Origin of the sequence: Pseudomonas sp. PIC25, from assembly GCF_002286785.1 — a bacterium.
Classification (GTDB): Bacteria; Pseudomonadota; Gammaproteobacteria; order Pseudomonadales; family Pseudomonadaceae; genus Pseudomonas_M.
Window position 1 is genome coordinate 82,604 of record NZ_MUJY01000132.1, and the last position, 11,687, is coordinate 94,290.

Annotated in this window: 15 protein-coding genes, 1 tRNA gene and 1 pseudogene; 10 read left to right on the forward strand and 7 right to left on the reverse strand. The window is 60.8% G+C overall.

Annotated features, from left to right (window positions below):
- Positions 1 to 11: 11 nt before the first annotated feature.
- Both BZL41_RS16740 and BZL41_RS16745 read left to right on the forward strand, forming a co-directional pair.
- Entirely contained in the window at positions 12 to 1,217 is a 1,206-nt protein-coding gene (locus BZL41_RS16740) for an acetyl-CoA C-acetyltransferase (RefSeq protein WP_095600357.1), read from the forward strand.
- Between the two features lie 57 nt (positions 1,218 to 1,274).
- Positions 1,275 to 3,419 (forward strand): 3-hydroxyacyl-CoA dehydrogenase NAD-binding domain-containing protein, encoded by a 2,145-nt coding sequence (locus BZL41_RS16745; RefSeq protein WP_095600358.1) that lies wholly within the window; start codon positions 1,275 to 1,277, stop codon positions 3,417 to 3,419.
- An 8-nt stretch (positions 3,420 to 3,427) separates the two neighbouring features.
- Here BZL41_RS16745 and BZL41_RS16750 read toward each other — a convergent pair whose 3' ends face one another.
- The 4 genes from BZL41_RS16750 to BZL41_RS28575 are packed head-to-tail and all read right to left on the reverse strand — an operon-like array spanning position 3,428 to position 4,301.
- Positions 3,428 to 3,670, reverse strand: a complete 243-nt coding sequence (locus BZL41_RS16750) for a hypothetical protein (protein WP_095600371.1) — start codon at positions 3,668 to 3,670, stop codon at positions 3,428 to 3,430.
- Positions 3,671 to 3,708: 38 nt separating this feature from the next.
- The gene (locus tag BZL41_RS16755) at positions 3,709 to 3,900 is read right to left on the reverse strand and encodes a hypothetical protein (protein WP_095600359.1); all 192 of its coding nucleotides are present in this window, start codon (positions 3,898 to 3,900) and stop codon (positions 3,709 to 3,711) included.
- 14 nt (positions 3,901 to 3,914) lie between these two features.
- Entirely contained in the window at positions 3,915 to 4,121 is a 207-nt protein-coding gene (ptrC, locus tag BZL41_RS16760) for a type III secretion system co-regulatory protein PtrC (RefSeq protein ID WP_095600372.1), read from the reverse strand.
- Between the two features lie 42 nt (positions 4,122 to 4,163).
- Complete coding sequence (locus tag BZL41_RS28575; RefSeq protein WP_168191018.1) at positions 4,164 to 4,301, reverse strand: hypothetical protein; 138 nt, start codon at positions 4,299 to 4,301, stop codon at positions 4,164 to 4,166.
- Positions 4,302 to 4,493: 192 nt separating this feature from the next.
- On the opposite strand from BZL41_RS28575, the gene BZL41_RS16765 reads away from it, so the two are divergent.
- Positions 4,494 to 5,222, forward strand: a complete 729-nt coding sequence (locus tag BZL41_RS16765; RefSeq protein WP_095600360.1) for an amidotransferase — start codon at positions 4,494 to 4,496, stop codon at positions 5,220 to 5,222.
- Positions 5,223 to 5,225: 3 nt separating this feature from the next.
- On the opposite strand, the gene BZL41_RS16770 is transcribed toward BZL41_RS16765, so the two are convergent.
- Positions 5,226 to 6,008, reverse strand: a complete 783-nt coding sequence (locus BZL41_RS16770; RefSeq protein ID WP_095600361.1) for an Fpg/Nei family DNA glycosylase — start codon at positions 6,006 to 6,008, stop codon at positions 5,226 to 5,228.
- Between the two features lie 117 nt (positions 6,009 to 6,125).
- Here BZL41_RS16770 and BZL41_RS16775 point away from each other — a divergent pair, with 117 nt between their 5' ends.
- Positions 6,126 to 6,920, forward strand: coding sequence for an ion transporter (locus BZL41_RS16775; RefSeq protein WP_095600373.1), 795 nt, complete (start codon positions 6,126 to 6,128; stop codon positions 6,918 to 6,920).
- Between the two features lie 185 nt (positions 6,921 to 7,105).
- A complete protein-coding gene (locus BZL41_RS28075; RefSeq protein WP_143518106.1) occupies positions 7,106 to 7,543 on the forward strand; it encodes a hypothetical protein in 438 nt (145 codons plus the stop codon).
- A 68-nt stretch (positions 7,544 to 7,611) separates the two neighbouring features.
- On the opposite strand, the gene BZL41_RS16785 is transcribed toward BZL41_RS28075, so the two are convergent.
- Positions 7,612 to 8,301: a crotonase/enoyl-CoA hydratase family protein gene (locus tag BZL41_RS16785; RefSeq protein WP_095600362.1), complete on the reverse strand. Its 690-nt coding sequence runs from the start codon at positions 8,299 to 8,301 to the stop codon at positions 7,612 to 7,614.
- A 199-nt stretch (positions 8,302 to 8,500) separates the two neighbouring features.
- On the opposite strand from BZL41_RS16785, the gene BZL41_RS16790 reads away from it, so the two are divergent.
- From BZL41_RS16790 to BZL41_RS16805, 5 genes and pseudogenes are all read left to right on the forward strand, one after another.
- Positions 8,501 to 8,722 (forward strand): hypothetical protein, encoded by a 222-nt coding sequence (locus BZL41_RS16790; RefSeq protein ID WP_095600363.1) that lies wholly within the window; start codon positions 8,501 to 8,503, stop codon positions 8,720 to 8,722.
- Positions 8,723 to 8,871: 149 nt separating this feature from the next.
- Positions 8,872 to 8,961, forward strand: a tRNA-Ser gene (locus BZL41_RS16795).
- Positions 8,962 to 9,046: 85 nt separating this feature from the next.
- Positions 9,047 to 9,346, forward strand: coding sequence for a hypothetical protein (locus BZL41_RS16800; protein WP_095600364.1), 300 nt, complete (start codon positions 9,047 to 9,049; stop codon positions 9,344 to 9,346).
- A gap of 399 nt (positions 9,347 to 9,745) precedes the next feature.
- Positions 9,746 to 10,018: pseudogene (locus tag BZL41_RS29470) on the forward strand (carbohydrate-binding domain-containing protein); the annotation flags it as partial.
- A 63-nt stretch (positions 10,019 to 10,081) separates the two neighbouring features.
- The gene (locus tag BZL41_RS16805; protein ID WP_095600365.1) at positions 10,082 to 10,942 is read left to right on the forward strand and encodes a hypothetical protein; all 861 of its coding nucleotides are present in this window, start codon (positions 10,082 to 10,084) and stop codon (positions 10,940 to 10,942) included.
- 144 nt (positions 10,943 to 11,086) lie between these two features.
- Here the strand turns inward: BZL41_RS16805 and BZL41_RS16810 are convergent.
- Positions 11,087 to 11,687: AvrPphF family type III effector (locus tag BZL41_RS16810; protein WP_143518108.1), on the reverse strand; the 601-nt coding region annotated here is incomplete at its 5' end.

An 11,687-nucleotide genomic window follows, 5' to 3' on the forward strand; every position in this document is an offset into this window, starting at 1 on the left:
CGGAGGACTCCATGACCGAAGCACTCATTTTCGACGCGGTGCGCACGCCTCGCGGCAAGGGCAAGAAGGATGGGGCGCTGCACAGCGTCAAGCCGGTCAACCTGATCGCCGGCCTGCTCCGTTCGCTGCAGGCACGCAACCGACTGGACACCAGCCAGGTGGACGACATTGTCCTCGGCTGCGTGACCCCGGTGGGCGATCAGGGCGCGGACATCGCCAAGACTGCCGCATTGGTGGCGGACTGGGACGAGCAGGTTGCCGGCGTGCAGCTCAACCGCTTCTGCGCCTCGGGCCTGGAGGCGGTGAACATCGGTGCGATGAAGGTACGCTCCGGCTTCGAGGACCTGGTGGTGGTGGGCGGGGTCGAGTCCATGTCGCGGGTACCGATGGGCTCCGACGGCGGCGCCTGGGCCATGGACCCGGAAACCAACCTGCACACCCATTTCGTGCCGCAGGGCATCGGTGCCGACCTGATCGCCACCCTGGAGGGCTTCAGCCGCCAGGATGTCGATGCCTTCGCCCTGCGTTCCCAGCAGAAGGCTGCCAAGGCACGCGCCGAGGGCCTGTTCGCTCGCACCCTGGTGCCGGTGACCGACCAGAACGGCATCGTCCTGCTCGACCACGACGAATTCATTCGCGCCGACTCCACCCTGGAAGGCCTGGGAGCGCTCAAACCGAGCTTCGAGATGATGGGGCAGATGGGCTTCGACGTCACCGCCCTGCGCAAGTACAGCCATGTCGAGCGCATCGACCACGTGCACACCCCCGGCAACAGCTCGGGGATCGTCGACGGTGCGGCGGCCATGCTCATCGGTTCGGAAGCCAAGGGCCGCGAGCTGGGCCTGAAGCCCCGCGCCCGGGTGGTGGCCACGGCGGTGACCGGCAGCGACCCGACCATCATGCTCACCGGCCCGGCGCCGGCGACGCGCAAGGCACTGGCCAAGGCTGGGCTGAAGGTCGACGACATCGACCTGTTCGAGGTGAACGAAGCCTTCGCCTCGGTGGTGATGAAATTCATGAAGGACATGGGCGTGCCGGAAAGCAAGGTCAACGTCAACGGCGGCTCCATCGCCATGGGCCATCCGCTGGGGGCCACCGGCTGCATCATCCTCGCCACGCTGCTCGACGAACTGGAGCGCCGCAAGTTGCGCTACGGCTTGGCCACGCTCTGCGTGGGCGGCGGCATGGGCATCGCCACCATCATTGAAAGAATTTGACGTTCGCGGGGTCGTTCGCCTCTTCGAACCTGTCTACACGTTCCGCGGGATACTGAAATGACTGACGCCATCCGTTACGAAAAGGGCCAGGACGGGATCGTCGTTCTGACCATGGACATGCCTGGGCAGAGCGCCAACACCATGAACGCGGTGTACCGCGAGGCCATGGCCGGGATCGTCGACCGCCTGGAAGCCGAGAAAGATGCCATTGCCGGAGTGATCGTCACCTCGGCGAAGAAGACCTTCTTCGCCGGCGGGGATCTCAATGAACTGGTCAAGGTCACCCGGGCCGACGCCACGGCGTTCTACCAGATGGTGCTTGGCATCAAGGCGCAGTTGCGCCGCCTGGAAACGCTCGGCAAGCCGGTGGTGGCCGCCATCAATGGGGCGGCCCTCGGCGGCGGCTGGGAAATCTGCCTGGCCTGCCACCACCGCATCGCCCTGGATGCGCCGGGCGTGCTGCTCGGCCTGCCGGAGGTCACCCTCGGCCTGCTGCCGGGCGGTGGCGGGGTGGTGCGCATGGTGCGCCTGCTGGGCATCGAGAAGGCCTTGCCCTATCTGGCCGAAGGCAAGAAGGTCCGCCCGGATACGGCGCTCAAGGCCGGGTTGATCCATGCCATCGCTTCCGACCGCGACGACCTCATGGCCAAGGCCCGCGCCTGGATCGCCGCCAACCCGAACCCGGTGCAGCCCTGGGACGAGAAGGGCTACAAGATTCCCGGCGGCACGCCGTCCAGCCCGAACGTGGCGCAGATGCTGGCCATTGCGCCGTCGGTGCTGCGCGACAAGACCAAGGGCTGCTTCCCGGCCCCGGAAAAGATTCTCTGCGCCGCGGTGGAAGGCGCCCAGGTGGACTTCGACACCGCGCAACTGATCGAGACGCGCTACTTCACCGAACTGACCACCGGCCAGGTGGCGAAGAACATGATCGGCACCTTCTGGTTCCAGCTCAACGAGATCAACGCCGGCGGCTCGCGGCCGAAGGGCCATGAGCCCTATGTCACCCGCAAGGTCGGCGTGCTCGGTGCCGGCATGATGGGTGCGGGGATCGCCTATGTGTCGGCTGTAGCCGGTATCGACGTGGTGCTCAAGGACGTCTCCGCCGATGCGGCGGAGAAGGGCAAGGCGTATTCGGCCAAGCTGCTGGAAAAGAAAGTCAGCCGCGGCCACATGGCTGCCGAGAAGCGCGACGCCATCCTGGCGCGTATCCGTACCACCGACAAGGAAGCCGACTTCGAGGGCTGCGATCTGATCATCGAGGCCGTTTTCGAAGACCGCGATCTCAAGGCCAATGTCACCGCTGCCGCTGAGCGCGCGGCACTACCGGATGCGGTCATTGCTTCGAATACCTCGACCCTGCCCATCACCGGCCTGGCCCGCGCGGTGCAGAAGCAGGAGCGCTTCATTGGCCTGCATTTCTTCAGTCCAGTGGACAAGATGCCGCTGGTGGAAATCATCCGTGGCGAGCGCACCAGCGACGCAACCCTGGCACGGGCCTTCGACTACGTCCTGCAGATCAAGAAAACCCCCATTGTGGTCAACGACCGGCGCGGCTTCTTCACTTCCAGGGTATTCGGTACCTTCACCAACGAGGGGCTGGCCATGCTTGGCGAAGGGGTGTCCGCCGCGATGATCGAGAACGAAGCGCGCAAGGCCGGCATGCCGGTGGGCCCGCTGGCGATCTCCGACGAGGTCTCATTGAGCCTGATGAGCCATATCCGCGCGCAGACTCGCAAAGACCTCGAAGCCGAGGGCCAGACCCTGCCGGAGCATCCGGCATTCGCTGTGATCGACCTTATGCTTGACGAGTACAAGCGACCGGGTAAGGCGGCTGGCGCAGGGTTCTACGACTACCCGGCCAACGGCAAGAAATACCTCTGGCCGGAACTCAAGGCCCGCTTCGAGAAGGCCGACCGGCAGATTCCCCAGGAAGACGTGCGCGACCGCATACTGTTCATCCAGGCCATCGAGACGGTGCGCTGCATGGAAGAGGGCGTGCTCACGTCAGTGGCCGATGCCAACGTCGGGTCGATCTTCGGTATCGGCTTCGCCGCCTGGACCGGCGGTGCGTTGCAATTCATCAACCAGTACGGGGTAAAAGACTTCGTCGCCCATGCCCACTACCTGGCGGAACAGTATGGCGAGCGTTTCGAGCCGTCGGCGCTGTTGTTGGAGAAGGCGGCGAAGGGCGAGAGCTTCTGAGGCAAACCCTACTGCTCGGCGCAGACATATCGGAAAGGTCCGGCAAACGGCCTTTCCGGCTCGCAGGGCGGGGTGCCGGCGAGGTGCTTCAGGGTAACGCTGGCTTCGCTGTGGCGGGCAATCGCCGAATTGCATTCGATGGTTCTGGCCAGCGCGCCCGCCGAGGCGTTACCGAAGCCCAGCAGGGACAGTCCGTTGGTCAGGGCGACCAGGCCGGCGACGGCAAGAAAGTGCTTCTTCTCCAGGGTCATGATCTTCGTGTCTTCGGTAGTCGGCGTGATGCCGTCGTTCAACTTTTCAGGAGGGCGCCGACCGCCTGGCCGATCTGCGGCAGCGGGCTGAGGCTCGCGTCGCCGGTCGAGGCGGTACGCGCGCTGCCGACGCTCATGCTCAGCGCCAGCAGGGTGGCGGCGATGACCGTATACAGGCCGATCCCGGCGAGGGCGCCGTTGCGGGCGTATTTCAGGGTGAGGCGGCTCATGGCGTGTTCTCCGTTCAGGCGGCGCGTCGGTTAGTCCGGCCACGAAGGGCTTCGCGGATCGCATGCTGCTCGCTCTGCCGGGTGGGCATCTTCAGCGTTAGCAGGCTGCCGTCCTGGAGATGGATCGCCAGTTCGGACTCGAAGTGCAGCCCGGTCTCATCCAGGGTGGCGTAGGTCACGCCATAGCCGTTTCGCAGCGACAGGTTCTCGGCATTGCTCATGGTGGTCTCCTTGTCGAGTGCGCCGCCGGAGCGGCGCATGGCTCAGTGACTGGCAGGGCGCTTGTCGTCCTTGCCTTGGGCGGCGGAGGTCTTCGGCGTTGGGCGGTAGTATTCGGACGGCAGGCTGCTGGCGAAGGAAGAGGCGGCGGCCAGGCTGGCGATGGCGGCAAAGGTATTCATGGCGATGTCCTCGTATTGGATAGGCTCGAAGCCGACGCCTGAATCATTGCCGAGGGTCGTCCAGCGCAGAAGTGAATGGCAAAGATGATGAGTATCGAGCGCAGTGATACGAAGCAGGTTTGTCCAGCCTGTTCAGGATTTGTGGAGCTGTGTTAAAAAAAACGCACATCCGCTTCAGCCCCAGGACCTGTCATGCCGCTCCGCATCTGCATTCTCGAAACCGATATCCTTCGCCCCGAATTGATCGACCGTTACCAGGGCTATGGCCGCATGTTCGTCGACCTGTTCGCCCAGCAGCCGATCCCGGCCCGGTTCGAAGTCTTCAATGTGGTGGAAGGCCGCTATCCGGCGGATGAGGAGCGCTACGACGCCTATCTGGTCACCGGCAGCAAGGCGGATTCCTTCGGTAGCGATCCGTGGATTCAGACCCTCAAGACCTACCTGCTGGATCGTTACCAGCGCGGCGACAAGCTGCTCGGCATCTGCTTCGGTCACCAGCTCCTGGCCCTGCTGTTCGGCGGCCGCAGCGAGCGAGCGGAGCAGGGCTGGGGGGTTGGTACCCATCGGTATCAACTGCATCATCAGCCGGAATGGATGACGCCGCGGCAGGAGGAGCTGACGCTACTGATCAGCCATCAGGACCAGGTTACCCGTCTACCGGAAAACGCCACGCTGATCGCTTCCAGTGCGTTCTGCCCGATTGCCGCCTACTGCATCGAAGATCAGGTCCTTTGCTTCCAAGGCCATCCGGAGTTCATCCACGATTATTCGCGCGCGCTGCTCGACCTGCGCCAGACAGCCTTGGGCGAGACGGTTTACCGTCAGGGTGTCGACAGCCTTGGGCAGGATCACCACGGCGTGACGGTGGCGGAGTGGATGATGCGCTTCGTTGCCCAGGGGCGGGTGGCGAATGCCCGCTAGAGGTCAGCGTTCGGGCTGATCTTTCGGGCACCAGAAAGTGGTGCGTCCGCCGACCTGGGCGACTGACCAGGGGCTACCGCAGCGGGGGCATCGCTCGTCTTCATGGCGATGCGGTGTGAGCCAGCCGGCGGGCAGCTCCGGTCGCTTCCCTTCATGCGCGATGGCGGTTTCCAGCACCTCGCGCATACAGCGGAACAGGCGCGCGAAGTCGTCTTCGTTCAGTGCGTTCAGCGGTGTGCGCGGATGCAGGCCTGCCTGAAACAGCGTCTCGTCGCTGTACACATTGCCCAGCCCCGCCAGCTTGCTCTGGTCCATCAGCGCGGCTTTCAGCCCTCCGCGCTGCCCGAGACGTTCGCGGAAACCCCTGGCGTCCAGTGACAGCGCATCCGGTCCGATGCGATGGGCGTCCAGGTAGTCCCGCACTGCCTCGACCAACTCGACCCTACCCAGCATACGCCGCGAGCAGTAGCTGAGGCGCTGGTCGTCATCGAGCACGAACACCACCGCTTCGGATTTCTGCAGGGCTTCGTCGCTCTTCGCGAACTTCAGGTAGCCGGTCATGCCGAAATGCATCAGCAGCGCCTGTCCGTTATCCAGGTGGATGAACAGGTTCTTGCCGTGCCGCTCGCTGCGCGCGAGCCGGCGGCCTTTCACGCCGCGCTCCAAGACACTGGCCGGCTGCTCCAGCACACGCTTGTCGCGCACGGTCACGGTACGCACGGTCCGACCGACGGCGTGGGCGTCGACCAGGCGTTTGTCGAGTTCGAGATCGGGCAGTTCGGGCATGTTCGTATAGGCGCCCGGCACGGATGAAAGTTCTCCCGTTTCGCTGGTGGCGGCAGAGTGGACAGACTGCGTACACCGCTGTCGGAGCTAGAAATGCCCGGCAATCTGGAGGACCGCATGTCGACCGCTCGCTCCCATGCTTCGCAGCACTCCGTCGAACGCCAGCGCTGGCGCCTGTTGCGGCAGGTGGAGGACTGGCTGGAGACACCGATGATCCTGCTTGGCTTCGTCTGGCTGGCCTTGACCGTAGTCGAGCTGGTGCGTGGCGTCTCGCCGTTGCTGGAGGCCCTCAATCGCTGGATCTGGGCGCTGTTCGTGGTCGATTTCCTGCTGCGCTTCAGCCTGGCGCCGCGCAAGCTGGGCTACCTGCGGCGCAACGTCCTCACCGCCGTGGCCCTGTTGCTGCCGGCCCTGCGCACCTTGCGCGTGCTGCGTGTGTTCCGGGTGTTGCGGGCGACCCGCGGGGTCACCCTGATGCGCATCCTGTCCTCCACCAACCGGGGCATGTCGGCACTGCGCCAAGCCATGCGGCGCCGGGGTGTCGGCTACGTGTTCAGCCTGACTCTGCTGGTGATTCTGGTGGGGGCGGCCGGCATGTATGCCTTCGAACGCGACAGCGCCGGCTTCGGCAGCTACGGCGAGGCGCTCTGGTGGACTGCCATGCTGATTACCAGCCTGGGCTCGGAGGCTTGGCCGCACACCGGCGAGGGGCGGGTGCTCTGCTTCATCCTCGCGCTTTATGGTTTCACCGTGTTCGGTTACGTCACGGCGACCCTGGCTTCGTTCTTCGTCGACCGCGATGCTGCGGACAAGCAATCCGCCACGGCCGGCCAGGCTTCCATCGAGAGTCTTCAGGAGGAGATTCGCCGCTTGCGCGAGGATATCCGCCGGCTGAACGACCCGTCGGGGTGATGGAGTGAGAACGGCGTCGCGTCTATAGGGTGCGCTCGTCGGCCGACAGGCGGCTGGGTCCCTCCAGGCGTAGACTCGAACGAAACGCCAGGCTCAGGGAGGGAGTAGGCACTGAAGAGGAGAGCACAACAGTGAAAGTCAGGACACTCCTTGCCGTTTCGGCATGCGTACTCATGGTTTCGGTCATGGTGGTACCGGATGCCAATCCGATTATCGGCTCCGCTTACGCTAAAGACGGTGGCGGTGGCGGTGGCGGTGGCGGTGGCGGTGGCGGAAACGGCGGAGGCGGTGGCAACGGTGGCGGTCATGGCGGTGGGCGTGGCGGCTCTGCCGGAGACGGCCATGGCGCCGGCAATGCAGTCGGCCGTAGCGAACAAGGTGTCGGCCACGGTAAGGGCCATGGGGCTGCAACGTCGGAAGCGGCGAAGTCCAAGGAAACCACCGGCCTGGCCAAGGCCATGGCCGTCGTCGCCAGCACCCCGGCCGCCTTGGCCGCTGCCCTCGGCCTGCAGCAAGCCTCGGTATCGACGACCAAGCATGACGAGGCGAGCGACGATGATACCGGTTCGACCGACGATACCGACGATTCGGCAAGTGAGAACGATCAGGTAGCTGTCCAGTAAACGGTTTGTAGCCCAAACGAAAAGCCCGGCCATCTCTGGCCGGGCTTTTGTTATGCGGAGGCGACGGCTCAGCCCAGGTGTTGCTTATCCAGCTCGATGGCCTTGTCCAGCGTCTCCAGCAGCGCTTTGCGTACCTTCAGCTTGGTGTTCCGGTGCGCCGTCATGTTGATCTTCTTCATCTGCCGGGCGGTTGCCAGGGCGACGGGCATCAACTCGCCGACCGGTACCACGCGGTCAAGGAAGCCTGCATCCACGGCTCCCTGCGGATCGAACATCTCGCCGTTGATCACCGAACGGTGGAAGGCCGACTTGCGCAGACGGTCGCGAGCCAGTTCGATACCGACGTGGTGCATGGTCATGCCGATCTGCACTTCGTTCAGCCCGATATTGAACGGCCCCTCGACGCCGATCCGGTAGTCCGCCGAAAGCAGCAGGAAGGCCCCCTTGGCCACCGCGTGACCGGGGCAGGCGACGATGATCGGGTAGGGGTGGGCCAGCATGCGGCGCGCCAGGGTCGAACCCGCCGCGACCAGATCGATGGCGTTCTGCGGGCCGGAGGTCATCACCTTCAGGTCGTAACCGCCCGACAGGATGCCTGGCTGGCCGGTGAGGATGACGATCGCCTTGTCCTGTTCGGCGCGGTCCAGCGCTTCGTTGAAGGCGGCGATCACGTCCGGGGAAATGGCATTGACCTTGCCGTTGTTCAGCGTCAGGGTCGCGATGCCGTCGTCGAGGTGGTAGGAAATCAGCTCACTCATGGCGGGTTCCTTGTTGTGAAGTGGGGCAGACGTTACTCACCCGACCGGTGCAGGTAAAGCGCCGTGACTGACTGGCGAGTCAGCCACGCCGGGGCATCCAGCCATTTCGCAAGGCCTCTATCGAAGCGATTCGAACAGCCAATTGGCTTCTTCCCTGAGCCGTCCTTTAGCGTAGGCGCGAATTCGGAGAGCCCCTGAAATGTCATTTCAGTCTTTTCTTTGTGCGGGTTCGGCATTGCTCCTGCTGCTGGCCTCGGTGCTGATCGCCAACCGTGCCGTCATTCACAATCCGATTGGCGTCTTCATCCTGTTCGTCTGCGGGCTGTTTCTCAGTCTGGGCTTCGTCCTCTTCGGCAACCAGCGCCTGGACGAACCGCCCGCAACCCCGGAAGCCTCCCGTCCGGACTCGCCTTACCCTTAGCATCTGTTTTCAATGCAGCAGGGCCGACGCGCAGCAGATCGTAGGCAGATTCTTAAGCGCATGAATCGCCTGAAAAAAATGTTTGCCTTCGGCAAATCATTCGACTACATTAGCGCGCCTCGACGGACCAGACGGTTCGCCGAGATTCCGGTGAGGTGTCCGAGCGGTTGAAGGAGCACGCCTGGAAAGTGTGTATACGGGAAACCGTATCGAGGGTTCGAATCCCTCCCTCACCGCCACTTTCCGATTCAAGAAAAGCCCCTGAAGAAATTCAGGGGCTTTTTCGTTTCCGGGACGGAAAAGCCACCAAACAAGGACAACCCGTTGCTGGATAAACCCATACCGCTCGAGAACAAATGGCGGGAGCGGCGGCACAATCTGCTGATGGGGTTGGTCTATATCGCCCTCTCGCTGGCATTGCTCAAACCCAAGAACCTGACTGGCACCGTGGTTGCCGTAACGGTGTTGCCGTTTGGAATTCGCTTCGCCTTCATTCTTTATCGGAAATGGAATTCCCGGTTTGGCGGCAGCAAATTGATGACATTGGTCTGGCTGATTCTGGCTGGAGCAGCATTAGTACTGATCAAAACCTTGAGCGGACTTCTGGAAGGCCTGAATCTGTAATCCATGCTTTATCTCAAGCGCCAACTATGGCTCGACGTCTTTTTACCCTGCTTTGTCCATTCTTGATTCCTGGCCTCACCTGCGATACCTGTTTTTTATCACCTCAGTTATGGCTTCTGATCTGCGATGAGCCTATCGAAATTAATGAATTTCGTGATTCGGTAGATGTTTTTCTGAATTGTGAGGCGCATCGTAAGTTATTGCTGTTTGGGAATGTCGAGTTGCAGAGTGTGAGCGATATCTCTTGATGCCTTTTTATCCGTGTTGTTTCAGATAAAAGCCTCCAGTAGATTGGTCTAACCCCCAAAGGATTTGTTGGTCCGGTATTCCATTGGTCTACCGGATTGGCATGCGCATGCCGTTGAAGGGGGGTATTACTATGGGTAGGAGGAAGTAAAGATGTCTCTATCAAGATTCCTGGCTTTATCGTGTTTGGCTGTCGCAAGCTCCGTTGCTCATGGAGGGCAGAAACTATATTGCGATTGGTATGGTACGAATTACCCTGTCTGTGACGAGAAGACGGGTGGATGGGGGTGGGAGAAAGATCAACTGTGCATATCGGATAAGATGTGTAATTCAGCTTGGGGTGGGCCAAAGAAGAGTTGCGATTGGTACGGGAAGTCGGTTCCGACCTGCACTACTGTATCGAAGGGGTGGGGATGGGAGAATAATGCGTCCTGCATATCTGAGCAGGAATGTACTGGAGTAGAAAAGCCATCTTGGCCAGCCAGCCCCATGGGTAACGAGTTGGCCTGGGGCACGAATGGAGATGACGATGGCGCCAGTAGCTATCTGGATTTCATCAGCACCTGGGTTGGCTACGAATATACGCAAGCCAGAGAAGGCGATTGTGACGGGTGCCGCTTGGTTAGCAAGTTGGCAAACGATCCTGACACCTATGCTGTTTTCTATGGCTACGTCATTGGCTATGCACTACCGGATTGCAACGTCCAGCCGGAAGGCGGCAACCTCTGTACGGATGGAGCTCAGTGGATTCGGAATAATCGCCAGAAGATTCTGAAGATATATGGTGATTATGCAGCGAAGGCCTACGCGGCAGACCCCAATAAGGGAGTGCTCTGGCTGTTGGAGGCCGATTTCCATCAGTACACTATCAGCGAGCAGAGCAATCCGCTTTCGCTACAGGAATTGGGGCAGCTTGCTAGCGACATCATCGATGTTATCAAGAAAAATGCGCCGAATGCGAAAGTTGCGCTCAATCACGCCCCATGGCTGACTGATAAGCAGACAATGGATATGTGGTCAGCAATGCCGCTGAGCAAGACTGACTTCCTCTTTTTCTCGGGCGATGGCAATAGTGCTGGGGGATATATCATGAACTCGACTACCAGCAGTGCGTATAACGCGGCTACGGCAACGTATAAGTTCCTATCGTCCTTTACTGGTAAGAAAATCTTCGTCGATACCAGCTTTGGGCTGAGCCAGGGTGCGGATACCTGGTCAGGAATATCGGAAGAGCTTCTCAATAAGAGAATCAGCGACGGCGTGTTCGCAGTGAATGTGACTATGCCTCCGAAGGATTATGAGGCTCGTGTTAAAAAACTGCGTCTTGATTTGAACAGTCTCAGCAGGTAATCGGTGCGGGTGCGAGAGCATCGGCATTTTTGATCCTGAGGCATCTTCAAGATGTTTCAGGGTCAGATTGCATAGGTGGTGGGGCGGGAGTCCCACCACCTCCTGCTTCTCATAACTGCTTTTCGGATGCTTGGCTGTGGGCTGCTAACCAACTATTTTTGCCGGTACGCTTTCTCCTTCTGGCAAAGTGACAATTAGCGGGATGGCTCTTTTTTGTCTATCTCCTGATACTGCTGACTCGTCACGATAGACTTTTCCTCCTCGCTCAAGAAAATCTCCCAGTTTCATTTCGACAGTAATATTTTGTCCCGTTCGATTATACCCAAGAGATACGGTTTCCAATGCACGAGTACCTGCCATCACATTCAGCGAAGGCCCTAACTCACGAGCGGGGCGCTGCATCGTCCAATAGGCCTCGGCCGTACCTGGCTGACCGCCGCCTAAAGGATTTGGCATCAGCCTTTCATGATCACGGATTAACGCGCGGGAATTAGGATTACCGCTGACTTGGCCATTGACAAGGTGCTCTGCTGGCATTGAGCGATATACCAGCGTTTCCGGTTTGAGCTCGTACATATTCATAGGGTCACGTGTTTTCAAAAAGCGTTGTCTCTCGGAAGAACTCAGTTGGTCAACCGATGTAAGATGGCGGCCGCAAAAACTGAGTGCAACACCTGACCTTTCCGGTACGGTGCTGCCCCTATGTCTTATTCCGAACTCAGCGTCGAAGAGCGCGCCACCATTC